The 24,479-nt window shown below is 65.7% G+C and carries 24 protein-coding genes and 1 tRNA gene; 12 read left to right on the top strand and 13 right to left on the bottom strand.

The window, feature by feature from the left end; translation table 11 throughout:
- Positions 1–11: 11 nt before the first annotated feature.
- Together L1277_RS11485 and L1277_RS11480 are read right to left on the bottom strand one after the other, a co-directional pair.
- Positions 12–1,040: a type II secretion system F family protein gene (locus L1277_RS11485; protein ID WP_253376520.1), complete on the bottom strand. Its 1,029-nt coding sequence runs from the start codon at positions 1,038–1,040 to the stop codon at positions 12–14.
- Complete coding sequence (locus L1277_RS11480; RefSeq protein ID WP_308215098.1) at positions 1,037–2,200, bottom strand: TadA family conjugal transfer-associated ATPase; 1,164 nt, start codon at positions 2,198–2,200, stop codon at positions 1,037–1,039. Before L1277_RS11480 ends, L1277_RS11485 begins: the two co-directional genes overlap by 4 nt.
- Before the next feature lie 477 nt (positions 2,201–2,677).
- On the opposite strand from L1277_RS11480, the gene acs reads away from it, so the two are divergent.
- Entirely contained in the window at positions 2,678–4,648 is a 1,971-nt protein-coding gene (gene acs / locus L1277_RS11475; RefSeq protein ID WP_253376574.1) for an acetate--CoA ligase, read from the top strand.
- A 126-nt stretch (positions 4,649–4,774) separates the two neighbouring features.
- Here acs and L1277_RS11470 read toward each other — a convergent pair whose 3' ends face one another.
- The 3 genes from L1277_RS11470 to L1277_RS11460 all read right to left on the bottom strand — a co-directional run bounded on the left by L1277_RS11470 (position 4,775) and on the right by L1277_RS11460 (position 6,534).
- On the bottom strand, positions 4,775–5,620 hold the full coding sequence (locus L1277_RS11470; RefSeq protein WP_253376519.1) for an endonuclease domain-containing protein: 846 nt from the start codon (positions 5,618–5,620) through the stop codon (positions 4,775–4,777).
- A 291-nt stretch (positions 5,621–5,911) separates the two neighbouring features.
- Positions 5,912–6,373 (bottom strand): RidA family protein, encoded by a 462-nt coding sequence (locus L1277_RS11465; protein ID WP_253376518.1) that lies wholly within the window; start codon positions 6,371–6,373, stop codon positions 5,912–5,914.
- Positions 6,373–6,534 carry a DUF4177 domain-containing protein gene (locus L1277_RS11460; protein ID WP_253376517.1) on the bottom strand — a complete coding sequence of 54 codons (162 nt, stop codon included), beginning with the start codon at positions 6,532–6,534 and terminating at the stop codon, positions 6,373–6,375. Before L1277_RS11460 ends, L1277_RS11465 begins: the two co-directional genes overlap by 1 nt.
- A gap of 129 nt (positions 6,535–6,663) precedes the next feature.
- Between L1277_RS11460 and L1277_RS11455 the strand changes: the two genes are divergently transcribed.
- Both L1277_RS11455 and L1277_RS11450 read left to right on the top strand, forming a co-directional pair.
- Entirely contained in the window at positions 6,664–9,222 is a 2,559-nt protein-coding gene (locus tag L1277_RS11455) for a transglycosylase domain-containing protein (protein ID WP_253376516.1), read from the top strand.
- On the top strand, positions 9,219–10,193 hold the full coding sequence (locus L1277_RS11450; RefSeq protein WP_253376515.1) for a metallophosphoesterase: 975 nt from the start codon (positions 9,219–9,221) through the stop codon (positions 10,191–10,193). The genes L1277_RS11455 and L1277_RS11450 overlap by 4 nt, the downstream gene beginning before the upstream one ends.
- A 150-nt stretch (positions 10,194–10,343) precedes the next feature.
- Here the strand turns inward: L1277_RS11450 and L1277_RS11445 are convergent.
- From L1277_RS11445 to L1277_RS11435, 3 genes are all read right to left on the bottom strand, one after another.
- Positions 10,344–10,417: transfer RNA gene (locus L1277_RS11445), tRNA-Pro, on the bottom strand.
- A 115-nt stretch (positions 10,418–10,532) separates the two neighbouring features.
- Complete coding sequence (locus L1277_RS11440) at positions 10,533–11,054, bottom strand: hypothetical protein (RefSeq protein WP_253376514.1); 522 nt, start codon at positions 11,052–11,054, stop codon at positions 10,533–10,535.
- 86 nt (positions 11,055–11,140) lie between these two features.
- The gene (locus L1277_RS11435; RefSeq protein ID WP_253376513.1) at positions 11,141–12,898 is read right to left on the bottom strand and encodes a DUF4012 domain-containing protein; all 1,758 of its coding nucleotides are present in this window, start codon (positions 12,896–12,898) and stop codon (positions 11,141–11,143) included.
- 124 nt (positions 12,899–13,022) lie between these two features.
- Here L1277_RS11435 and L1277_RS11430 point away from each other — a divergent pair, with 124 nt between their 5' ends.
- Positions 13,023–13,496 carry a VanZ family protein gene (locus tag L1277_RS11430; RefSeq protein ID WP_253376512.1) on the top strand — a complete coding sequence of 158 codons (474 nt, stop codon included), beginning with the start codon at positions 13,023–13,025 and terminating at the stop codon, positions 13,494–13,496.
- A 154-nt stretch (positions 13,497–13,650) separates the two neighbouring features.
- Here L1277_RS11430 and L1277_RS11425 read toward each other — a convergent pair whose 3' ends face one another.
- A complete protein-coding gene (locus L1277_RS11425; protein WP_253376511.1) occupies positions 13,651–14,445 on the bottom strand; it encodes an HNH endonuclease family protein in 795 nt (264 codons plus the stop codon).
- Positions 14,446–14,508: 63 nt separating this feature from the next.
- On the bottom strand, positions 14,509–15,360 hold the full coding sequence (locus L1277_RS11420) for a carboxylesterase (protein ID WP_253376510.1): 852 nt from the start codon (positions 15,358–15,360) through the stop codon (positions 14,509–14,511).
- Between the two features lie 254 nt (positions 15,361–15,614).
- Here L1277_RS11420 and L1277_RS11415 point away from each other — a divergent pair, with 254 nt between their 5' ends.
- The 5 genes from L1277_RS11415 to L1277_RS11395 all read left to right on the top strand — a co-directional run bounded on the left by L1277_RS11415 (position 15,615) and on the right by L1277_RS11395 (position 19,016).
- Complete coding sequence (locus L1277_RS11415; RefSeq protein WP_253376509.1) at positions 15,615–16,160, top strand: hypothetical protein; 546 nt, start codon at positions 15,615–15,617, stop codon at positions 16,158–16,160.
- A 79-nt stretch (positions 16,161–16,239) separates the two neighbouring features.
- On the top strand, positions 16,240–17,142 hold the full coding sequence (locus tag L1277_RS11410) for a DMT family transporter (RefSeq protein ID WP_253376508.1): 903 nt from the start codon (positions 16,240–16,242) through the stop codon (positions 17,140–17,142).
- 43 nt (positions 17,143–17,185) lie between these two features.
- A complete protein-coding gene (locus L1277_RS11405) occupies positions 17,186–18,214 on the top strand; it encodes an LLM class flavin-dependent oxidoreductase (RefSeq protein WP_253376507.1) in 1,029 nt (342 codons plus the stop codon).
- 34 nt (positions 18,215–18,248) lie between these two features.
- Positions 18,249–18,614 (top strand): hypothetical protein, encoded by a 366-nt coding sequence (locus tag L1277_RS11400; protein ID WP_253376506.1) that lies wholly within the window; start codon positions 18,249–18,251, stop codon positions 18,612–18,614.
- A 129-nt stretch (positions 18,615–18,743) separates the two neighbouring features.
- Positions 18,744–19,016: a hypothetical protein gene (locus tag L1277_RS11395; RefSeq protein ID WP_253376505.1), complete on the top strand. Its 273-nt coding sequence runs from the start codon at positions 18,744–18,746 to the stop codon at positions 19,014–19,016.
- Positions 19,017–19,045: 29 nt separating this feature from the next.
- Here the strand turns inward: L1277_RS11395 and L1277_RS11390 are convergent, their stop codons facing one another.
- Entirely contained in the window at positions 19,046–19,873 is an 828-nt protein-coding gene (locus tag L1277_RS11390; protein ID WP_253376504.1) for an EAL domain-containing protein, read from the bottom strand.
- Between the two features lie 215 nt (positions 19,874–20,088).
- On the opposite strand from L1277_RS11390, the gene L1277_RS11385 reads away from it, so the two are divergent.
- The 3 genes from L1277_RS11385 to L1277_RS11375 all read left to right on the top strand — a co-directional run bounded on the left by L1277_RS11385 (position 20,089) and on the right by L1277_RS11375 (position 22,792).
- Complete coding sequence (locus tag L1277_RS11385) at positions 20,089–20,901, top strand: alpha/beta fold hydrolase (RefSeq protein WP_253376503.1); 813 nt, start codon at positions 20,089–20,091, stop codon at positions 20,899–20,901.
- On the top strand, positions 20,898–22,334 hold the full coding sequence (locus L1277_RS11380) for a diguanylate cyclase (protein WP_253376502.1): 1,437 nt from the start codon (positions 20,898–20,900) through the stop codon (positions 22,332–22,334). The genes L1277_RS11385 and L1277_RS11380 overlap by 4 nt, the downstream gene beginning before the upstream one ends.
- 128 nt (positions 22,335–22,462) lie before the next feature.
- Positions 22,463–22,792, top strand: coding sequence for an ATP-dependent DNA ligase (locus L1277_RS11375; protein ID WP_253376501.1), 330 nt, complete (start codon positions 22,463–22,465; stop codon positions 22,790–22,792).
- Here the strand turns inward: L1277_RS11375 and L1277_RS11370 are convergent.
- Positions 22,789–23,775 (bottom strand): cation transporter, encoded by a 987-nt coding sequence (locus tag L1277_RS11370; RefSeq protein WP_253376500.1) that lies wholly within the window; start codon positions 23,773–23,775, stop codon positions 22,789–22,791. The genes L1277_RS11375 and L1277_RS11370 overlap by 4 nt on opposite strands.
- Positions 23,772–24,260 carry a transporter substrate-binding domain-containing protein gene (locus tag L1277_RS11365; RefSeq protein WP_253376499.1) on the bottom strand — a complete coding sequence of 163 codons (489 nt, stop codon included), beginning with the start codon at positions 24,258–24,260 and terminating at the stop codon, positions 23,772–23,774. The genes L1277_RS11370 and L1277_RS11365 overlap by 4 nt, the downstream gene beginning before the upstream one ends.
- Positions 24,261–24,479 lie beyond the last annotated feature (219 nt).

Raw genomic sequence — 24,479 nt, 5'->3', positions numbered from 1 at the left:
ATGGGCGGACCTCAGCCGAAACCCGCGACTGTGGAGGACAGGACGCTGAGCATGAGCGGAGCGAGCCCGACAAGCATGAATGCGGGAAGAATGCACACGCCGAGCGGAAGCATGAGTCGCGTGCCGAGAGCGGCGGCCGACCGCTGAGCGCGCGAGCGGGCGTCGCGACGAACAGCGTCAGCTTCGCTGACGAGTAACTCGGCGGCGGGGATGCCGGCTGCCCGCGACAGGGCAAGTACTCCGTCGATCGCCACCGTTGAGCGTTCGAGCGGAGCCCCGGCCATCATGCCGCCCCGTCGCTCAGCGACGGCCCGTTTCGTCTGCAATGAGCGACGACTGTCGCCTCGGGTGAGGCCGGATTCGGCCAGCGCCGTTTCGACTGTGGCTCGGGCGCGATCGATGGAGGCGCCGGAGGACAGGGCGATGGCCAGCAGGTCGATTTCCAGCCCGGGCGCACTGGTACGCGGCACTGCTCTGCGTACCATCCGGTTGGACCAGCGCCACGCGATGATGGCGAGCATTCCACCCGAGACGAGGCACACGAGTCCGGGAACGGTACCGAAGAGTGTGCCGAGCGTGTCGAAGCCGAGGACCGACCCGAAAAGCAGCCCGACCGCTGGCAAGGCCAAAACAAGCCGTGACGTTGATCGGGGGCCAGCGAGCGCGGCATCGATGTCGCGCTGGGTCTGGCCGAGTGCACGCTGTGAGCGCGCGAGTTGAGAGAGGCAGGGACCGAGCCGGGCACCGGTACCGATCGCGACGGACCAGGCGGCCGCGACGGAACGCCAGGCTTCGCCTGCCGGGCCGTCAGGTGCGGCCGACACCATTGCGGCGGGCACGTCAATGCCGTCTCGGGCGGCGAGCGCAGCTGCCGTCACGACCAACCCGGTTTCGCCACTCGCCTGTTCACTCGAAGCCGGAGCATCGGCAAGGTATTGCCAGGCTGACGCCGGCGGAACCCCGGCGCCGAGGAGGACGGCGAGGCGTTCGGTGAGGGCCGCAACCGCCTCGACCGCCAATGGCGCGTCGGTTTTTCTCATGCCGCCACCTCAGCAATGGCCAGTCGCCCCTGCCCATCGAGTTCGAACCTGCCCAATCGAGCGAGTCGGCGGACTCCACCGACGCGTTCGAGGTGGAGCACCAGGCCGATCGCGCTGACGGTCTGACGGGCAACCGCGTCCGGGGTCATCCCGGCGAGTGCACCGAGTGCCTCCACTCGCGCGGGCACATCGACGAGCGAGTTGGCGTGCAGGGTGCCGGCTCCTCCGTCATGGCCTGTGTTGAGAGCGGCGAGCAATTCGCGCACCTCAGCGCCACGGCACTCCCCCACGACCAGTCGGTCGGGACGCATCCGAAGTGCTTCCCGCACCAGGCGATCCATGCCGATGGCACCAGCGCCCTCAAGGTTGGCTTGTCGAGACTCAAGGGAAATGAAGTGCGGGTGGTCCACGCCAAGCTCCGCAACGTCTTCGATGGCGACGATCCGCTCGGTGGCCGGAGCGGTAGCGAGAAGTGCGCCGAGCAGGGTGGTCTTGCCGGAGCCGGCCGCCCCGGTGATGAGGAGATTCGTACGGTCGGTGACGGCGCGGGCAAGGACGCTGGCGTGCTGGGCGTCGAACATGCCGGCGTCGCCGAGCTCGGCCAGGCTGAGCCGCCGAACCTGCGGCACCCGAATGCTGAGGAGGGTGCCGGTCACCGAGATCGGAGACAGCACCGCGTGCACACGGACACCGCCCTGCAGCCGAACGTCGACGCACGGCGTTGCCTCGTCAATGTGGCGACCGCCGAGCGCGATGAGGCGCACGGCCAGGGTGCGGATGTCTTTCTCGGAAAGCGCGAGGGAGTCATCCCGCAGGAGCCCGTCGCCGCGGTCGACCCAGAATCCGCCCTGTTCGCCGTTGAAGAAGAGGTCGGTCACATCGGATGAGACGAGGTAGGGCCCGAGCGGGCCGCACTCGGCGGCCAGCGACAGGCGCGCTCGTGTGGCTGGGGCCGAGGGGCCAGCCGGGCCGCCGACGTCGGGGGAAACATCGGGCGGTCCGGCTGGGGTCTGGGGTGGCGAGCCGGTGGACTGGTCGGGGTCTGCAGGCTTCTCAGGGTCGTCAACCGGGGCACGGACGGCGACGAAGCGAGCCGGACTCCTCGGCTCGGCCGGTGCCGCCGATGACGCGGATACCGCCGAGCGAACGACGGAAACCACCACCGACGGCGGTACACCAGCCGGTGGCCCTATCGAGGGAGAGGCAACGAAGCGGGAGCCCATGTCACAACGTTATGAACGCCGCGATGTGTGGGGAGCTGGCCGCAGGCATCCGTGGATAAAAATCAGCGGGTACCGGCTGTGGAGGGCCGGCTGTGGAGGGCCGGGCGGATACGGTCCCGTAGAAAGTTAGATGGCGACATCCATTGGGGGAAATGGATGCCGCCACAAGCGGCGTTAGATTGGGGGGAATCATCACGCCGCATGCTCGAATATAAGAATTCGGCCGTTGCCAAGCATACGCGGAATGCATGCTTATGCAAGCGGAAATCGCGCTTCGAGTCCCCCAAACAGTGGACCGGTTTCAGACGGCTCATTTTGGCTCCCGTTTGGGTGGGTCGCTTTCGGGGTACAGTCTGTATGAGTCACACAGAAGTGACCGGCACCCCGCGTCGCAAAGGAGCGAGTACCCACAACATGAACCCTCAGATCGACAACCTCCTGCACGAATCCCGCAAGTTTGCCCCGAGCGAGGAATTTTCTTCGAATGCGGTCGCAACCACCGCGCTCTACGAGGAAGCGAAGGCCGACCGTCTGGAGTTTTGGGCCCGACAGGCTCGCGAGCTGCTGCACTGGGAGACTCCGTTCACCCGGACCTTGGACTGGTCGAACCCTCCCTTTGCGAAGTGGTTCGATGACGGCAAGCTCAACGTCGCCTACAACTGCCTCGACCGCCACGTCGACGCCGGCAACGGTGACCGTGTGGCGTTCCACTGGGAGGGCGAGCAGGGCGACAGCCGGACGCTCACCTATGCCGAACTGACCGCCGAGGTCAAGAAGGCCGCGAACGTTCTCGCTGGCCTGGGTATCGGGCAGGGCGACCGAGTCGCCATCTACCTGCCGATGATTCCCGAGGCCGTCATCTCCATGCTCGCCGTTGCCCGGCTCGGCGCGGTGCACTCGGTCATCTTTGGCGGGTTCAGTGCCGACAGTATCCGGTCGCGTGTCGATGACGCGAGCGCGAAGCTCGTGATCACCGCGGATGGTGGCTGGCGCAAGGGCAAGGTCAGTGCGCTCAAGCCTGCGGTCGACGCGGCACTTGAGGCGCGTGGCGATTTGGGTCCGCAGGACTCGGTAACGCATGTGCTCGTCGTGAAGCGCGGCGAGAACGAGGTCGAGTGGACCGACCGCGACCTGTGGTGGCACGAGGAGATGGCGAAGGCCGAGCCCGAGCACGAGGCCGAGGCGTTTGAGGCGGAGAACCCGCTGTTTATCCTGTACACCTCGGGGACGACGGGGAAGCCGAAGGGTATCCTGCACACGTCTGGCGGGTACCTCACCCAGTGCGCGTTCACCCACAAAGTGGTGTTCGACCTCAAGCCGGAGTCAGACGTGTACTGGTGCACCGCGGACGTTGGCTGGATCACCGGCCACAGCTACGTTGTCTACGGACCACTCGCTAACGGCGCAACGCAGGTGCTCTACGAGGGCACGCCGGACACGCCACACCCGGGCCGGTGGTGGGAAATCATCGAGAAGTACAAGGTGACGACGTTCTACACGGCGCCAACAGCCATCCGTTCGTTTATGAAGTTGGGGCGGAAGATCCCGAAGCAGTTCGACCTGTCGTCGATTCGCCTGCTCGGCTCGGTCGGTGAGCCGATCAACCCCGAAGCATGGATGTGGTACCGGAAGGTCATCGGCGCGAAGGCGGCTCCGATTGTGGACACCTGGTGGCAGACCGAGACCGGCGCGATCATGATCTCGGCGCTGCCGGGCGTCACGGAAACGAAGCCGGGTTCCGCGCAGGTGCCCATCCCGGGCATCTCGATCGACGTGGTTGACGATGACGGCACGCACGTGGGCACCGGCAACGGTGGACTGCTCGTCGTCACCGAGCCATGGCCGTCGATGCTTCGTGGCATCTGGGGTGACCCGGAACGGTACAAGGAAACCTACTGGGACAAGTTCGGCGACAAGTACTTCGCTGGCGACGGCGCGCGACTAGACCACGATGGCGACATCTGGCTGCTCGGACGCGTCGATGACGTGATGAACGTGTCGGGACACCGTCTCTCGACCGCAGAGATCGAGTCGGCGCTCGTCGCTCACCCGTTCACAGCGGAGGCCGCTGTTGTCGGCGCTGCCGATGACACCACCGGGCAGGCCGTCGTCGCATTCGTCATCATTAAGGAGAGCATGCTCGAGGAGTCCGCCGCGGTGGAGGACATCGCTGCCGTACTGCGCGGGCACGTCGGCGAGCAGATCGGCCCCATCGCCCGGCCGCGGGACGTCTTCGTCGTGAACGAACTGCCCAAGACGCGCTCGGGCAAGATCATGCGGCGACTGCTGCGCGATGTTGCCGAGGGCAGGGACGTCGGCGACACGACGACGCTCGCTGACACCACGGTGATGCAGATCATCACCGGTCAGGTCACCGCGAAGTAGCCCGTCGCACTCCAGGACGGAAAACGGCCCGAGACACGGAGGAGGATGACGCTCCTCTCCATGTACCGGGCCGTTTTCCGTATCTCGAGCCAGTGCGCGTGGCGTGCGAAACGTTAACTACGCGAACTAGCGCTGGATCCGTGTCTTGAGGTGCAGCCCTTGCGCCATTGCCGCGAGAACTGTCGCCTCCACGCTGTCCCAGCCGTACATGATCTGGTAGTAGTCGAATCTCAGCACGGTGTAGCCACGCAACACGAGGCGGGCGTCCTGGGCAAGGTCCCGCCGACGCTGTTTGGGATCCGAGTGGGGTCCGTAGCCATCGATCTGCAGGATCAGTCGCTCGCCGATGAGACCGTCTACGGGATGCCCATCAATGAACACTTGTTGCCGCATCTCGATACCACGACGTCGCAACCGAATGACGGGGAGGCTCTCAATGCCTGAGTCGCTGAACTGGCTTGTCGCCTGCGCTAATCGCCGAAAGGCGCGTGATCGCAGTTGCCATTTGCTGAGCTGAACGTGATTCACCATCTCCTTTCGCACAGCAGAGTCGAAAACGACGATGGCGTTCTCGAAAGGCTGACAGTCTGCGAGGTGAGCGAGCAGGTTCTCGACAGGATCGACGAGCTCGAAGGGACCGACGGGCACGAGCGGCTCGCCCCAGTGCAGACGAAGCCCGGCACTCGGACGCACGACAGCGTGTCGCGCCACCGCGAGATGAGTTCGATCATCGTCGATCGTCCACAGGTCGAGTTGCTTGGCCGCGGTGAGGCAGGTGAGCCGAGCCCCGAGTGACGCCGCGGTGACGAGAGGCGCCGGGCAACGCCGGGTGTACAGCCACTGACGGCGGACCACCCGCACCCGGTCTTCGCCGATCGCCTTCCTGATGGCATACCCGGTGAACCCCGCGTCAAAGGCGTCACCGCGATGAGCAATGCCGTCGCGCAAATTGAGCCACGCTTGTACGTTCATCGGCCCATGGTGCATGACCCAGCGGTCGGTGCCGTGGAACGCGAAGTCGCTGTGCGAAGTTGGACGCTGACGTGCCCGGGTGAAGGGCGAGCTGGAGACGGCGCATAAGGAAAAAGCGCCGATGCACGGAGTTCGTGCCCATAGGCATCCGTGTATCAGCGCTTTCTCCGTGCCCGGCGTCGGTTACTCGGCCAACGCGGGCGTCAGCTCGGCCAATGCGACCGTCAACTCGGCGAACGTGCGGGCTAGCTCGGCCAACGCGACCGTCAGCTCGGCCAACGCGGGCGTCAGCTAGGCAAACGCGAGCACCAGCTCCACCTCGACAGGCGCGTCCATCGGCAACACCGCAACGCCAACGGCTGACCGGGCGTGAATACCGGCGTCACCGAAGATCTCGCCCAGTACAGTCGATGCGCCGTTGATGACAGCCGGTTGTCCGGTGAAGGTGGGGTCGGATGCCACGAAGCCGGTCACCTTCACCACCTGCGTCACGCGGTCGAGCGAGCCGATCACGCTCTCCGCCGCGGCCAGCGCGTTGAGTGCGCAGGTCTTCGCATACGCTTGCGCGTCTTCAGCGGAAACGTCTGCGCCGACCTTGCCGGTCGCCGGGAGGGAACCGTACACGAACGGCAACTGGCCGGAGGTGTAGACGAGGTTGCCCTGCACGACGGCGGGAACGTAGGCGGCGACGGGCGCGGCGACAGCAGGAAGCTCGAGCCCCAGCTCAGCGAGCCGGTCGGTGATGCGGGCCACTAGTTAGCCTCGGCAATCGGGCGCTTGAGGTACGCAACGAGCCCACCCTCGGGGCCGTTGACAACCTGCACCAGCTCCCAGCCGTCGGATCCCCAGTTATTGAGGATTGCGGCGGTGTTGTGAATCATGAGGGGGGTCGTGAGGTACTCCCAGCGGGTCATGGTGGTCCTTCGGTATCGGTGATGAGAACGACATCAGGGGGCCGCGAAGTCCGGCGACACAGCGCGGGCGCTGACCCTCCGCTACGCCCATTAAGGCGCTTTTACAGATTTGTCGCTTAAAGTGATCCTATGCCTGAACAAAAACGCACGGCTAGAGGTGTGCTCGGGGGCTTCCTCGGCTTCGTCGGCCTGAGTGTCGCAGCCGGAATCCTCGTGACCGCTGCCGTGACCCCCGCACTTGCCGTTACCGGCATGACCGCGAACAACACCATCGGTGTGTTCGACGGACTTCCCGACTACCTCAAAGTGGGTCAGTCGATGGAAAAGACCAATATTTACGCGACCGCGTCCGACGGCAGCACGCCGTTGCTCGCGTCGTTCTACGACCAGAACCGTGAAGAAGTCACGAGCGACCAGGTGTCGCAGTTCGCGAAGGACGCCGCGGTTGCCGCTGAGGACCCGCGCTTCTTCGAGCACGGTGGCGTCGACATCATCGGTACCGCTCGAGCCATCTTCAAGACCTATGTGGTCGGTGGCCAGACCCAGGGTGGATCGTCGATCACGCAGCAGTACGTGAAGAACGTGCTCATCCAGCAGTGTGAGACCGAGTCGGCAACCAACGAGGAGCTCAACGCGTGTGCGGAAGACGCTACGACGGCGAGCGGCGCCGAGGGTGCTGCGCGCAAGCTCAAGGAAATGCGTCTCGCCATCGGTGTTGAAAAGGACTACTCGAAGGACGACATCCTTCTCGGCTACCTGAACATCGCCAACTTCGGTGCCCGTACCTACGGCATTCAGGCTGCCGCCAAGTACTACTTCAACGTCAACGCCATCGACCTCAACGTCGAGCAGGCAGCGACCCTCGTCGCCATGGTGAACAACCCGAGCAACCTCCGCATCGACAAGCCGGCCAACGAGGTCAACGGTGCGGCGGACGGTTATTCCAAGACCAAGATCCGTCGCGACTACGTGCTCGACGACATGCTCGAGCACGGCAAGATCACGGCAGAGCAGCACGCTTGGGCCATCGCTGCGCCGATTACTCCGGCGATCCAGCCGCCGAGCAGCGGATGCCAGACCGCCGGAAACGCCGCATTCTTCTGTGACTATGTGACCTGGATCGTCAAGCAGGACCCGGCGTTCGGCGCAACGAAGGAAGAACGCGCTGCCGCGCTTCGACGCGGTGGACTCCAGATCTACACCACTCTGGACCTCGACCTGCAGGCCGCCAGCCAGGCCTCGCTCGATGCACAGATCCCTCACTCGATGGCGCGAACCAATATCGGTGCGGCGGCCTCGACCGTCCAGCCCGGAACCGGCCGCGTGCTCGCGATGGCGCAGAACAAGATCTTCAGCAATGACCCCGCGGTCACTGCGACGAGCAACGAGTACACCTCGGTGAACTACAACACTGACAAGGGCTACGGCGGATCGTCCGGCTTCCAGGTCGGCTCAACGTTCAAGGCATTCATCCTCCTTGACTGGCTCAAAGAGGGGCACTCGCTCAACGAGTCGGTGAACGGGGCCAAGCGCACCTTCTCCAAGTGGACAGACAGCTGTTCAGGGAATTACACCCAGTCGTACACCCCGAAGAACTACGACGGCACGAGCCCCGGCTCGATCACCCCGATCGACGCCACCCGCCGCTCGGTGAACACCGCGTTCATCGCCATGGCGCAGAAGCTCGACATGTGCTCGATCTTCCAGGGTGCAGAAGACATGGGAGTTCACCGCGCTGACGGAAAGCCACTCGAGCGCTTCCCGGCAACCCTGCTTGGTGCCAACGAAATCGCTCCGCTGTCGCTCGCAACCGCTATTGCCGGTATCGCACACAGCGGCCTCACCTGCACGCCGATCGCCATCGACAAGGTGATCGGCCCGGACGGGGCCGAGATCGCCGCGCCGAAGAGCACCTGCACGCAAGCCGTGACCCCCGAGGTCGCTCATGCCGCAACGTTTGCCATGGAGACGGTCTTCAAGGGCGGCGGCACGGCGTCTCGCGCCGCAGTGTCCGGCGCTCCCCTCATGGGTAAGACCGGAACCGCGGATGACGCGGTGCACTCCTGGATCACCGGTGGTACGAGCAACGCCATCACCTCGCTCTGGATCGGAAACGTCTCAGGATCCTCGAGCATGTACGACGTCAACGTGAAAAGGGGCGTGACGGGCTTCAGCGCGAAGTTCGCCGTGTTCAGCGGGATCCTCAAGTCGTCGATCGCGAAGTACGGCGGAGACGCGTTCCCCGACCCGAGCGAGTCGCTGATCAAGGCGAAGCGCGTCGCGGTTCCTGAGGTTGCCGGACAGTCCGTTGAAGCGGCGACCTCGATTCTCGAGAAGTCCGGCTTCGGCGTCCAGGTCGGAGCTCCGGTTGACTCAAGCATCGGCGCTGGCCTCGTGGCCGCCACGGATCCGGGTGCGGGCAGCGAAGTCGCCACAGGTTCGACAATCACCCTGCGCCCGTCGAGCGGCGTCGCCCCGGTGACCGTGCCGAACGTCGTCGGCGCTGACCCGGAAGCGGCCAAGAAGACCCTTGAAGGGGTTGGCTACGGCGTCGCCGGCGAATGTGAGGTCGACCCGGAAGCTGGCCCAGGCAAGGGTGTGGTGTCCAAGCAGAACCCCGCTGCGGACACCCAGCTCGCCGCCGGCCAGACCGTGACGATCACCGTCAAGAGACAAGCCTGCGAGTGAGCGAATCCGCATCGCGCGTGACAGGGAGGGTCGGGGTAGCCTTTGGCGCCCTGGCCCTCGCCGGTAGCGCCGCATTCGCGTGGGGCTCGCTGGTCGAGCGGAAGCAGTTCACACTGCGAGAAGAGACGGTTCCTGTGTTGCCGAAAGGCGCAGCATCCGTCACCATTCTTCACCTCTCCGACCTGCACATGGCGCCGTGGCAGCGTGACAAACAAGCCTGGGTGCGGCAGCTCGCCGAGTTGAAGCCCGACCTCATCGTTGACACCGGCGATAACCTGGGACACGAAGACGGCATCCCGGGTATTGAACGCGCCTTTGCCGAGTTCGGCGGCGTGCCTGGCCTCTACGTCAATGGCTCGAACGACTACTACGGGCCGCAGCGCAAGAACTGGTTGCGCTACTTCGCCGGCCCATCGTCGAGCGGCTCGGCGCCGAAGAAGCGGGTTCGCAACCTCGACACGGCTCGGCTCGAGTCGTTCTTCCAGGATGCGCTCGGCTGGCAGGCACTCAACAACGCCGTCGGCACCGTGACTCTCCACGGCACGACGTTCAAGGTCTTCGGGGTCGACGACCCGCACATCGGCGCTGACCGCCTCGACCTTCTCACCGGTCTGCTCGACGCCCAGCAGGACGACGACAGCCTCGCGTCCACCTCCCCTGGTGACGTCGTGCACATCGGAGTCGCTCACGCGCCGTACCAGCGCGTACTCAACTCGTTCGTCAACCACGGCGCCGACCTCATCCTCGCCGGCCACACCCACGGCGGCCAGGTCTGCGTGCCAGGGTTCGGGGCGCTCGTCACCAACTGCGACATCCCGCGCGCGCAAGTGAAGGGCCTGAGCCTCTGGCGCCACGCCCTGCGCTCCGCGTTCCTGCACGTCAGCGCCGGGCTCGGCACCTCGATCTACGCCCCTGTGCGGTTCGCCTGCCGCCCTGAAGCGACACTGCTCACCCTGGTGGCGCGCACGTAGGTCGGCCGCGACGCCGCACACGGACATCGCGCCGAGAACTGGATCAACCGGGCCACCGGCATCCGTTCCTCGGCGCTTTATCCTTCTGCCGACGCAGCCGCGAGGGAAACAAAAAAACCGCCCGGTTCATAGAACCGAACGGCTGATCTGTCGGGGTGGCGGGATTCGAACCCACGACCTCTTCGTCCCGAACGAAGCGCGCTACCAAGCTGCGCCACACCCCGATGGCCCGAGGGCCTCAATAAGAATAGCCGATAAATCGGGGCGCGGAGGACACGAACGGATGCTGCCGCTCCCCGCACACAGAATGTGCGGTTCGCGAGGCGGGCAGGGGGTGCGTCACACGCGCTTCCGACGGACGACCCAGGCGCCGCCGAGGGCGAAGCCGCCGACGAGGAGCATGCCGCCACCGAGCCACACCGGGGTGAGGTTCGCGCCGGTGTTGGGCAGCGCGGTGTTCTCGCTCGGGTTACAGCTCGACGTCGGAGTGAACACGATCGGACCGCGGGTCGGGCTTTGCGTGCCGGTGGTGGTGAGCTCGTATTCGCCGCTCGTGCGCGCCGGCGAGTTCACGTTGACCACGAGGCTGCCGTCGCTCGCTGCCGTGAAGCCCGGGAAGGTCTTTGCCCGCAGGGCAGCGGGGGTCACCGTGATCTCCCGGTCGTTGGCGCCGGTGATCACGAAGGTGACGGTTTCGCCGGGTTCGAAGTAGCCCGGCTCAGCGACGAACTGTGCCTTGCAGCCGACGATCGCAACGGCGGCACCGCCTCGCGGAGGATACTGCTCTGCCGCCGCGGCCGTTGGCAGGGACAGTGCTGCGGCCACGGCCACGGCGGCCACGACGATTGCTCGAGAAAACACCTCACACGCTCCTTCGCTCGGCACACAATGGTGAGGCGGCTGAATCGGGATCGACCCGCCCCAACCAAATGTGAGTGATTCTCAGGTTATTCCTTGGTTGGGCATTGCACATATCCCCGTTCGGGGTGGGAGAGCTCCACACCGGGTGTCGACACCACCGTCTCGACCGTGTCTGCCACGACGTCGACGGTGACCGTCACCGACTCCCCTGGCGCCACCTGGACAAAGATCGAGACCACGGTGCGGCCGGCGTCGTCCCGACCAATGGTGGCGAGTTTGTCGTCGCCACGTGTCGCCGTCAGCACCTGCGCGCCGGGCGGAAGCACCACGAGCACCTGCGTACGGATCTCCCCGGCGAGCACCCCGAAGATGCCGTTGCCCGTGACGTATTCGGGAAGGGCGGCGCCAGCGTCTGCCGGCGCCGTGCTGGTCAGGGTGATCTCCGCGCGGTGCGTAGCGCCCGTGTCGGCGGGCGCGCAGCCCATGTTGGCCGACGCGTCGAGATAGACGCCCATCTTCCCGCCGGTGGCATCATTGAGATAGAACCCGACGGCGTTCTCTGTCGCGGCCGGCAGGCTTCCGGCCAGCGTCGTTTCGGCGAGCGCCTCCTGCTCGTCGTCGTGGGCACTCCAGAGCAGGATCCGCCCAGCTGAAGCCCCGTCAATCAGCGCCCCGAGCAGGGCGCGCGGGTCGACGCCGTCTGCCGTCACGGCCGCGAACACAGCATCCGTCGCTGCGGCAAAGAACGCGTCCTGCGCCAGCGGATCCGCAACGTCCCTGTACACATCACTGAGCAGCACCTGCACCACGTTGGCATCGGTGAGCACGAGATCCGGCGTCACCGACACCGGCCCGGTCGCCGCGAGCACCCGGCCGAGCACGTACGGGTCGATCGCCACAACACCATCGAAGGTGCGCCCATACACCGGCTCCGCCATGGCGAGTGCAAGCTCGGCCGATCGCGCGAACTCGGGCGTCAGGTTCACATCCATCACATACCGACCGAGCTTGTCACCGTAGAGGTTCGCCTCGGCCGGCGTGACCGGCAGCACCGGCGTGGCCAGCACCGGGTAATCTGCGCTCGATTTCTGATCTGAAACACTAATCTGCCCAGCGGATGCCGTCAGCACCGCCGTCGCTCCCACCAGACCACCTGAGGCACGCAGTTCGGCACTGTTCTGCACAAGCATGAGGTAGCTGCGGGGCTCACTCCCGCCGAGCATGGCCGGGAGCAGGGTTGCGGCACGGTCGAGCGACGCCACCGTGTCTGCCGTCGTCTCGACGAGCCCGTCCAACTCGCTCACGGCGTCGCGGATAAACGGGAGCACGGCACCGGTGTCGAGTGACCGCATCCGGGAGCGCAGCGGCTCGACGACCTCCCGGGCCTCAGAGAGTGCAGGCGCCGCTGCGGCGAGTGGCGCCAGGTCGACGGCTGACCCGGTCACGGAGGCAAAGTCGATGGTCTCGGCGAGCGGCAGCAGAGGCCGCGCCACGTCTGCGGCCAGGGCGTTGACGACGGCCGCACTCTCCCCGACAACCGAGAGATTCGGACCAATGAATGGCACGTGTTCGGCCGCCCGCCAGATCACATCCGACGTGAGCTCGGCAGCACGCTCGGTTGTGGCGATCAACTCGGCGTTCGATGCGGTTGCTCCGGCGGTGTCCCCGGCCAGCAACTGGTCTCTTAGCGTGTAGGCAACGGCCTTAGCCGAGCGCAGCTCGTCGGCTGCGGCACCACCGCGCAGCCCAATCCACGCGACCGCGGCCACGGTGAGCACGCCGACCGCGAGCAGGGTCCAGAGCAGGACCGTGCGAATCGGTGCGCGCGGCGTGCGTTCAGACATGGCTTCCTTCAGACGAGTGACGCTCCCGCGCACGAAACAACATGACGAAAGCTCAGTTTCAGCATAGGCTGCACTCGTCGGGTGCACATCGCGCCCAAACAGGGGCCAGTCAGGGAGGCGCAGCATGGTGACAGAGCGCCATCGCCGCATCGCGGCCTGGTTCCTTGCGCTCGGCGGGCTCGCCGTACTCGTCATCGCATTCTGGCCCACCCCGATCGACGCGGGCATCGCCGACACCCTGCGTGCCTGGCTGGCCCAGGCGCAGGCGTCGGGCGGACCAGAGTTTCTCCGCTACGGCGCGGTCGAGTTCGCCGCGAACATCGCGCTTTTCGTCCCTGTGGGCTTCGTGCTCGCGGTGCTGCTGCGCCCCGGCCTGCGCTGGCTCTCCCCCGTGCTGTGTTTCCTGGTCTCGGTCGGCATCGAGTTCGGGCAAGTGGTCCTCGCCGCCGGGCGACTCGGCGACGTCACTGACCTCGTGGCGAACACGGCGGGTGGCTTGATCGGCGCCCTGCTCCTCAGCGTTCTCCTCGCGATCAGCCGTGCCCGCGCCGCGCGGCGAGTGCGTCGCACTCCCGCCCCCTCGTTCACCGCCGGGTAGGCGGGCTCGCGGACCTCACCACCGGGTAAGGAAATCGCGCCCAGGCACGGAAGCGCCGAGCAACTGCGTCCGTGCCTGGGCGCGAGTTCCTTGCGCCGGAGTGCGAGCGCGAGGATGTGGGCGCAAGTTCGTTACGCTGAGACCGTGGCCGCCCCTACGGCACGAGCGCCGACGCGTACGCGGGCTGGCCCGGGCAGCCGACCAGAACGCCCTCCATCGCCGACCGCTCCGCCGCCGTCACCCAGAGCCCGTACGCCGCCTTCACCGACACCTGCCGCGCGACATACTCACACCGATACCCCTTCGCAGGTGGCAGCCACGTGGCTGCATCGCCGGCCTGTTTGCGGGCGTTGCTGGAGGCATCCGTTGCTTGAAGATTGAGCGGATCGTTCGCCAACGCCTCCCGCTCAGCCTGGCTCAGCTGCTGCGCACCGGTCTCCCACGCGTTCATCAGGGCGACAACGTGGTCGATCTGCACGGCCGTTGAGGTCTCCTGGCCGCGGGTGAACGCGACGTCGATGCCGCCGTAGACGTTGTCGAGGTGCCCGGTGAGCACCCGGCAGGTGTCGTCGCGGGTGATGTCGGTGAGGTCACGCGCCAGGATGTCGTTGCGGGTGTCACAGCCGTTGGCGTCGATGTCGATCCAGGCACGGCCAAAGTGTCCGGTGCGGTCGTACCCCGTCTTCGGCGCCCGCCCCTTCGTCGCGAGGGTTGCCAGCAGGTCGGTCGCGGTGCCGATCGCGGGATCCAGTGAGGGAGCGGATGCGTCGGCGCCGGTTGTCGCCTCACTCCCGGGCTCCGCGGACGATGAGGCGCTCGGTAGCGGGGACGGGGCGGTGGCGCCACCGTCGGTCGGCCACAGCATCGACACGGCCAGGGCGAGAAGAGCGGCGAGCGCGAGCATAGCTCCACCCAGAGTGGACGCCCGGGGCGTCGTGCGGTGCCCCATGTGGCGACTCCTGTTCTCGAACTCTCGAGCCTAGCCCGAGCGGCGAGCGTTGAGCCGCGGACCTCAGCCGTGTCGCCGCACGAAGTCGAGTGACAGCTCGGCGACCTCCCGCCAGCCGGAGTCGATGGTCAACGAGTGCCCGCGGTTCGGCAGCTCGACAATCTCGGTGAGCGCGGGGTTCGCCTGCTGCAGCTTGAACGCGGCCTGCGCGATGGCCCACGGCACCGTGTGGTCCTTCTGCCCCGAGATGATGAGCAACGGCCCGCGGTCGGGATTCTCGGTGTCGACGGTGACCTGGCTAAACGGGTTGAGGTTGGCGGTAGCGGCCTCGAAGATCGGGATCCCGGCCGCCGCAACGTGGAACTCCTCGAACAGCGCCCGGCCCTCCTCCTCGTCGAGCGCATTGACCCAGCCATATCGAAACTGCTCGTAGGTGAGCGAGACCGCCCGGCCCGCGTTCGCGGGGTTCCCGAGCACCGGCAGCGCCGCCTTGAGCGATGACAACGGCAACGGCAGGACCCCGCGAAAGGGAGCGGGCGAGACCGCAACGGTCACCGCGGCCTCGCCGGTGCCGGCGATCTCCTGGGCGATGAGCCCACCGAAGGAGTGCCCGATCACCGCGGGCTTCGCGGTCAGGTTGCCGATGGCATCGAGGAAGTGGTCGGTGACCTGGCGCACCATCTTGTTCGCGAACACACCGGGGTCCTGCCGAGCCGCCTCGACGGTGTCGGGGTCGTCGGGCCAAATCGGCGCGAGAGTCGCGTAGCCGGCCTCCTCGAACAGCGCACGCCAGCGATCCCAGCTCGACGACAACAACCACAACCCGTGCACAAAGACGACGGGCATGCGACCCGAGTCATTGGCGCGTTCGATCTCGGCCAACTCGGCGTCGGTGAGCACACTCTTCCCGGTCATCACTTCTCCGTTCGATCCCAGCTGACCTTCGCGGTTACCGCGACGATATGCCCCCGGGCGGATGTCGTCTAGTGCGTGGGCGCATCCCGTGACGTTCCGAGGCGGGCGTATGCCCCGCATCCGACGCGTCATCTTTTGTGGGAGCCCACCACCTCGACGGTGGGAAAGCACGAAATTCGCTGGGGGATTCACGGGAAAGTCGACGGATGCTGGCACATGCGTCAGAATTTCCATTCAACTTCATGGAATGAGTTATGTCGTCCCTCTACAGTTCCGACGCAAACGACCGGCCGCCGTTTGGCGCGCTGCTCGGCAAGAGCGTTGCCTGGGCCACTCTCTTCGTTCTGACGGTGCTCATCGGCGTGGCCGGTCTTGCCCCATACCTGCTCGGAGCAGCGACCCAGCCCATGCGCACCGACGCCCTGGAGCCGGAGATCTCGCAAGGCGACCTCGTCGTCAGCGAACCCGTGGACGTCAGCCAGTTGCAGCCCGGCGACATCATCACCTTCCGGCCGCCGGGCGGCGCTCCGTCACTCACCCGCACGGTGATTGCCGTGGAGCAGCCCACCGCGCCGAGCGCCACCGACATTGTCATCACGGGCGACGAGGTCACGCCCGAGTACCGCATCTCAGCGGACCAGGTCATCGGCCGCGTCGCGTATCACCTGCCCCTCGCCGGAGTTCTGTCCGCCGAGGACCGCGGCTGGTGGTCGAGCCCGCTCGTTCTGCTCGTGGTCGGCGCACTCGTTCTGGGCCTGGTGCTTCACCGACGATCACGACGGACAACGCCGGAAAAATAGCGGGCGCGAGAGCGGTGCGGGGACGCATCCGCTCGCCTCAATTCACGGTCGGCGACCGCCGAGCCGTACGCTCGACATCATGACCTTGGCCGCGCCCCGCCCTGCATCGGGCGCGTCGATATCGGCGGTCGGCCTCGTTCTGGTCGGGTTGCTCTGCCAGGAGTTCGGGGCATCCTTCGCGGTGCTGCTGTTCCCGACGGTGGGGGCGCTCGGCATGGTCGCTCTGCGACTGGCGTTCTCGGCGATCCTGCTGATGGCGATCGCGCGACCGCGGCTGCGGGGCTACAGCCACGCGGACTGGCTCACGGTGGGCGGTTTCGCCGCTGCGCTGGCCGGCATGAATGCCCTGTTCTACGAGGCGCTCGCTCGGCTGCCGCTGGGGCCCACCGTGACCATCGAGGTGCTCGGCCCGCTCATCCTCTCGGTCATGGTCAGCCGGCGTGCGTCGAGCTGGCTCTGGGCGTTGCTCGCGTTCGTGGGTGTAGCGGTGCTCGGCTGGGGCGGCGTGGAGTCACTCGACCCGATCGGTGTGCTGTTCGCCGCTGGCGCCGGAGCCGGCTGGGTGGCGTACATCCTGCTGTCAGCGCGTACCGGGGCACGGTTTCCCAAGCTCGACGGACTCGCCATCGCCATGACGCTCGGTGCCATCGTCACCCTGCCGTTCGGCATCGCCGGCGCCGGCCCCGCCCTCTTCTCCCCCGGCATTCTCGCGCTCGGCGCCGCGGTCGCGGTGCTGTCGTCGGCGATCCCCTACGCCCTTGAGCTGTTTGCGCTGCGGCGGCTACCCGCGTCGGCGTTCTCCATCCTGATGAGCCTCGCCCCGGCGATGGCGGCGATCGTCGGCGCCGTCGTGCTGCACCAGCAGCTGACCCTTGTCGGCTGGATCGCCATCGCCCTTGTCGTGGTGGCGAGCGCGGGTGCCGTGCGCTCGGCAGCCGCCCATGCCCGCCGCCGGTCAGATATCGCCGAGCCGCTGGCCTGAGCGCGGCGGAATACTTTCCGCCACCGATGCGCTGGACTTCGACATGACCCGCATCGGATTCCTCTCCTTCGGCCACTGGCAACCGATCCCCGGTTCGGAGACCCGCACGGCCCGCGACGCCCTGCTGCAGTCGATCGACCTCGCGGTCGCCGCTGAGGAGCTCGGCATCGACGGCGCCTACTTCCGCGTGCATCACTTCGCCCGCCAGCTGGCGTCACCGTTCCCTCTGCTTGCCGCCATCGCCGCCCGAACCAGCCGAATCGAGATCGGCACGGGTGTCATTGACATGCGGTACGAAAACCCGTTGTACATGGCCGAGGAAGCCGCAGCCACCGACCTCATCAGTGGCGGCCGGCTGCAGCTCGGCGTGAGCCGCGGGTCACCCGAAACCGCCCTTCGCGGGTCCGAGTCGTTCGGGTTCGTGCCTGAGGAAGGCACCACTGACGCCGACCTCGCTCGCGCCCACACCGAACTGTTCCGCGCGGCCATCGAGGGAGCGGCCGTTGCCGAGGCCAACCCGCAGATGACCGGAACCACGGGCGCCCTCGCCATCCAGCCGCAGTCCCCCGGGCTCAGCGACCGCATCTGGTGGGGCTCCGGAACCCGCAAGACCGCCGAGTGGACCGCTGAGCAGGGCATGAACCTCATGAGCTCGACCCTGCTCACCGAAGACACCGGTGTGCCATTCGGTGACCTGCAGGCTGAGCAGATCGAGCTCTACCGCGCTGCGTGGAAGCGTGCGGGCTGGCAGCGTGAGCCGCGCGTGTCGGTCAGCCGAAGCATCCTGCCCCTCGTCAGTGACGCCGACCGCGCCTACTTCGGCGGCTCAGCGCGCGACCGTGAAGACCAGGTCGGCTACCTTGACGGCGGACTCGCACGCTTCGGTAAGAGCTATATCGGTGAACCGGATGCCATTGCGGCAGACCTGGCGAACGATGCGGCCGTGCAGGCGGCCGACACGGTCCTCGTCACAGTGCCGAACCAGTTGGGCGTCGAGTACAACACCCGGCTGCTCGAGTCAATCGCCACCCACATCGGCCCGGCCATCGGCTGGCAAGCTGCCCGGCAGTGACGATGGGAACGCCCGACGATGCGAAAATGGCAGAGTGACGAGTAACTACCCCGAACTCGACGGATACGAGCCCAGCGACGGCCGACCGTTGCCGTCGCAGCGCATGCTCAAGCCGATGCGGTTCCTCGTCATCATCGGGGTGATCGCCCTGATCCTGCCGGGCATCCTCGTCACGATCTCGACGGCGACCCACACCGCCGATGTTAGCTGCAGGATCGTCGTCGTTCGCGACGCGCCGTACGCCACCGGGTCGACGGCTCGATTCGAGTTCGTCGGACCGGAAGGTCCCTCATGGTATTGCTACGCCGAAGTTCAGGAAGGCCCGGACGAGCGGCTCGCAGCGCTCGGTCTCATCCCAGGTGCGCCACCTGCTCCACAGCCGGGACTCGTCCGCAGCTGAGCACCCGCTCTACCACGGCAGAGAAAATGCGCAAGCCCCGCCCGGATGTCCGGTCGGCAAACGTGCAGACGCTAACGTTATTGAGAACGCGGGAGCCCCGGCCCGCCATGCACAGACAGGAATTCATACGTGATTGTTCACAGGCTGACCGTTGACGGACGCGACTACTTTCTCCCAGACCCGGTGACCGAACTTCGAGGACAGATCCTCGAGGCGATCAAAGCCGGCGGAGGGTACGTCACCATCCCACCGCTACGTGGCGGACCCGGCCTCGACATTCTCTTCTCGCCCGGCATGCCCGTCTCCTGGACCCAGATCGACGTCGGCGGCGACACCGACTCGGGAGCCGACGCTGGCGAACACCCGGTGACGATCGAGGACGATTCCTTCAGCGGACTGTAACGGCTTTCCGCATCCTGGCGGGAGCGTCATCACTTCGTTCCCGTCAGGACCCCGTCGAGTTCGTCGACGGGCAACGGCTTACCGAAAAGGTAGCCCTGGGCTCGATCCGCACGGATCCTCTGCACGAGCTCAAGCTGCTCGAGTGTTTCCACGCCCTCAGCAACGACCCGCACCCCGCGCTCCTGAAGCAGCGCGACAGCAACCGAGATGAGAGCTCCGTTGGTCTCGTTCTGCTGAATGAGGGACTTGTCGATCTTGAGCTCGGTGATCGGTAGGTCGCGCAGTTGCGACAGCGAAGAATGCCCGGTGCCAAAGTCGTCGAGGGACACGCCGAGGCCGATGGCTCGTAACCGCTCGAGTCGCTCAGCAACACCGGCCAGGTCGGAAATGACCTGGGACTCCGTGATCTCGATCGTCAGCGTTCCTGCGGGCAATTTATACTCGGCCATGAGCCGGTGAAGCGTGTCAAACACGTCGGGCGTCGCCAGCTGGAGCGCCGACACATTCACCGACACGTGAACCGCCAGGCCGTCTCGATGCCACCGGGCCGCGTTCCGGCATCCTTCTTCCAGCATGAAAGCACCGATCTCGTGGATCAGGCCGGTGCTTTCGGCAACGGGAATGAAGTCGTTGGGAGCAATGAGCCCTTCGACCGGGTGCCGCCACCGTGCGAGGGCTTCCACACCGATGATTGTTCCGGTGGCTACATCGATTTGAGGCTGGAAGTAGGCCTCGATCTCGTGGCGCTCGACAGCGCCAACCAGCTCAGCCTCAATGTTCACGACGATCTCCTTAGTGTCACCGATGAGAACATTCGGTGAACTGTCGGCGATGCGGAGCAAAAGAGCATGGTTCATGGTGCATCGCGCGAAAGAAAAAATTCTATCCTCCCGTCCGAGGGTGGTTTGTGCGTATAATCCGCCGACCGCCTGAAGCACCCGTGCGACGGCCCAGTTTCCTGCACTTCGGAAGCAACGGGGCGACATGCTGCTTTGCTCACTTTCATCTACTCCACTACTCTGTCAAGAGCCGACATTGCGCGGCCATTCGGTCGTTATCAGCAGGAGTCGCAGTGAGTACAGGCCAATTGAGCGCCGTCCGCCAGAGGAACAACGTCACCGTGTCGGGAAACCCCGCTGGACGCCCCCTGGTCTTCGCCCACGGTTTCGGCTGCAGCTCGGAAATGTGGCACCTTGTTGCCCCCCGTTTCGAGGAGGACTACCTCGTCGTCACGTTCGACCATGTCGGGGCCGGAGCCAGCGACCTCGACGCGTACGACAGGGGCAAGTACGATTCCCTGCACGGCTACGCCGATGACATCCTCGAGATCCTCGACGACCTCGACCTCACCGATGTCGTGTTCGTCGGACACTCGGTGAGCGCCATGATGGGCGTTCTGGCCGCCACGCGGCAGCCGGGGCGCTTTGGAGCGCTCGTGCTCGTTGGCCCGTCACCTCGATACGTCAACACGGATGCCTACACCGGCGGCTTTGAGCAGGACGACATCGATTCCCTGCTCGACGCGCTCGATGCGAACTACCTCGGCTGGTCCGAAGCCATGGCGCCGGTCATTATGGGCAACCCCACGCAGCCGCAGCTCGGGGAGTCGCTCACCGCGAGTTTCTGCAGCACAGACCCGACCATCGCTCGCCACTTTGCGCGGGTGACGTTCTTGTCCGACAACCGCCGGGATCTTCCGCTCGTCACCACTCCGACGTTGGTTGTGCAGTGCAAGGAAGATGTCATCGCCCCGCTCCCGGTGGGGCAGTACGTGCACGAGTCGATTCCGAACAGCACGCTCGTCGTGCTCGACGCCACGGGGCACTGCCCCAACCTGTCGGCTCCCGATGAGCTGACCGCTGAAATCCAGGCGTTCCTCCGATGACCGCGGTGACCGACGACGGTCACGCGGACCCCGTACCGGTGGATCCTCCGTCAGACTATGTCGACCTCTACGAGAACGCACCCTGCGGGTACGTCGTGACCTCGTTCGACGGCACGATCACGTCGGTCAACGAAACGTTCACACGCATGGTCGGCTACTCCCGTTCCGACCTCATCGGTCGGAATTTCCAGTCGCTCCTTACCGTGGGCAGCCAGTTGTTCCACGAGACCCGGTTTCTTCCCGTGCTCCATCTGCGCAAACGTGTTGATGAGATCGCACTCAAGCTGCGCTGCGCCGACGACAGCACGCTCCCGACCCTCGTCAATGGCGTGCAGTCGGGTGTGTCGGGAGAAGTGCGCATTGCACTCTTTGACTCCACCGAGCGCACGGATTACGAGCAGGAGCTTCTCGCGGCCCGCCGCGCCGCCGAAATCTCCGAAGCACAGGTCGGTATCCTCCAGCGCGCGTCGACCGCTTTCACCCTGGCCGACACGGAAGCAGCGCTCACCGCGGCCCTCGCCGAAAGCGTTCGCGAGGCCTTTGCGGCAAGCTTCACGGCCATCCTGCTCTACGACGACCACGGTGTTCTCCAACTGGCGACGGGTACTCACCCGCTGCTCGAGTACATCCAGGCGGGCTGGGACACTCCATCCACGCGGGCCGTTGACCGCAACGACGTCGTCATCGTCGGCAGCCTGGAAGAGGCAGAGAAGGAGTTCCCGAAGCTGGCACCGGTGTACCGGGCCAACCAACTCGAAGCCTGCATCGCCTCGCCGCTCACCGACAAGGGCAAGGCCGTCGGCGTTATCTCGTCGTTCTTCCGCCGCAAACGCGACTTCGACCCCGCGCTGCTCGAGCTCTTGGCCACCCTGACCCAGCAGGCGTCGCATGTGCTCGCGCGCATTCGGCTGCAGTCTCAGCTCGCACGGATGGCGCTGCACGACCTGCTGACCGGGCTCGCCAACCGCCAGTTGCTCCAGGCTCGACTCGACCAGGCAATTGCGGCTGCCGAACGCAGCGGCCGTCCGCTTGCTGTGATCTTCCTCGACCTCGACGGTTTCAAGGTCGTCAACGACAGCTGCGGCCACGCGGTCGGGGACTCTGTCCTCCAGCAGGTGGCCGACCGTCTGCGGGCCTCGGTACGCAGCGCAGATACGATCGGTCGATACGGTGGGGACGAGTTCGTCGTCATTTGCGAAGACAGCGATGCGGATGCCGTCAGTCACGTCGCCGACAGAATCCTCGCGGCCGTGAAGGAGCCGCTCGTTGATGTGCCCGACGAGTATCCGGTGTCGGCGTCCATCGGCGTCGCCCTCCTCGTCCCAGAAGCGAACCCCTCGGTGACGACAGACGGCATGCTCGGCCTTGCCGACGCGGCGATGTACCAGTCGAAGAATGCAGGCAAGGACCGGGTCACGGTCGTTCTCGTCTGACCGGTTGCTGTCAACCTGCCGTTCAGCCCGTGCCGCGTACCGCCGACGGCGGGGCGCTCCCCTAGAATCGATAGGTCCGTTCGGTGTTTGCCGGAGGGGCTTTCATGTGTATGACGGAGGTTTACTCAGTGGGAACGCTCACTTACGACTCAAAAGTGACAGCATCGATCGACGATCGAATCCTCGCCCACCTCCAGATCGTCATGATGGCGAAGCTGCGGCGTGGTGAGTCCTTTGCTTTCACCTGGAGCGAGAAGTCCAACGGACTGGGTCGCACCACCATTTGGATCCACTCGGCGATCTCTCTGACCTTCCAGTACTACGGCGGCAAGAGCCCGCTGATCAACTCGGCCTGGATCCAGGCCCTGGTTCGCTCATCGAACTCGGTGGCCGGACTCGAAATTGTGCCGGAGCCGCCGGCAACGGCCGCGCGACCCGCGCCTGAACCCGCGGTCTAGCGAGAGCTCGGCGTACGCCGCTGGGTCACAACGTCGGGAAGTTCCGTCACCGGGACGAGCACGATGTCCTGCACCTTCCAGTCCAGGTCGACGCAGGCCTGGCGTGCCTCATCCAGCTGAGCCACTGAAATCTCTCGAGGCTGCCGGGGAACGACAAACGCTTCGATGTGAAAAACGTGACCCTGGTCACGAACGCGTGAACCAGCATCCGCTATCCAGTCCAGCGAGCGGAGATAGTCGTCGACCTGGTGGACAATCGGGTGCGGCTTGGCGTCGTCGAAGGTCATCGCGCGCATGTCCATGAGGTCTTCGATGGCCGCGCGGGTGTTCTTGATGCCGTCCCAGAGAATGCTGCCGGCGATGAAAAGCGCTGCGGCGGCGTCAGCCCACCAGAGCCCAAGGCCGATGCCGCCGACTCCGACGATCGAGCCGACCGCGGTCATCCAGTCGGCCTTATTCATGTCGGCGTCGGCATAGAGCACCTTGTCGTGCAGCTCGCGGGCGAGCTTCATCTTGGCGCGCCCGATGAAGACCGGCGGCAACGCGATGAGCGCCATCACTCCCATCATCAGCCAGCCGAGCCAGAACACTTGGCCGAACAGGTGCACCGAGCCGATGCTGGGATGCTCGGCCGCGAGCAGCCCCGAACTGGAGTCGATGATGAGGAACGTGCCCATCGTCACGAGCGCAACGGCGGCGACGAGGTGGCCGACGCCGACCGAGCGGTGATAGCCGTATGGGTGCTTCGGGTTGGGCGTGCGCCGGGCAATGCGCACGGCCACGAGGAAGACGAGCGGCGGAATGAAGGAGAGCAGGTCCTCGATCCACGCGGCCTTCATGGCCTGCGAGTTGCCGAGCACGAGAAACACGAGAGTGACGGTGATGACGAGGAAGCCGATCGTGATCCACTCGAGCCGGATGGCTTTCTTGAGGATGTCCTTCTGCTTCTCGGGAAGCGGCGTGTGGCCAAAACTGATCGTCACGGTGCACTCTCCTGTGTGAGCAGGAACTGCTCCAACTCGACGAGGAACGCGTTCTCCCCCATCGCGGCGGCCATGACGTGCTTGACCGTCTTCCCGTCGGCGGTCATCACCTGGTCGAACGGCTGGGTGATCGCGGCCTTGTCCGTCCACGGCGTGGTGTCGGTGAGCCCGCCGATGACCATGTCGAGTCGCCCGGCTGCGAGGTCGGTGAAGAGTTTCTCCTCGCCGCCCTCGATCCATTCGATCTCGGCGTCGATGCCCTCGGCGAAGTCTTCGACGAGGGAGACTTCGATTCCGGATGCTTCGCCACCGTCGGTCATATCGGTCCAGTCGCCGTTCGGCGAAATTCCCACCCTCAGGGCGCCGCCGGTAACACGGTCGAGGGTTCCGTCAGGGTCTGCGGGGAAGCTGGATGCGCACCCGGTGAGGCCGAGCGTCACAACAAGGGCGACGGCGGTGAGAGCGCGACGGGCAGGAGTGCTCATGACCTCACCATAGCCATATCGGGCAGTGGCGCAGGCGGCGCTTGACAGGCGCGGGACGACAGGGATAGAGCCCGATCCAAACCCGTGGAAAGATGGGCTCCCTGCCCTCGTCGCGGCCTCGCAGAAGTGCCCGTCGCGTTCCCACAACACTCCAAGAAAGTGCCAGTTCTCGTGGGTCGGCGGTGCCCGCACCCGTCACAACTGGCACTTCGGCCCGTG

This window comes from Okibacterium sp. HSC-33S16 (assembly GCF_024171565.1).
In the GTDB taxonomy this organism is placed as follows: domain Bacteria; phylum Actinomycetota; class Actinomycetes; order Actinomycetales; family Microbacteriaceae; genus Mycetocola_A.
Note: the sequence above shows the minus strand (reverse complement) of the source record. Positions and strands in the feature narration are given on the sequence as shown.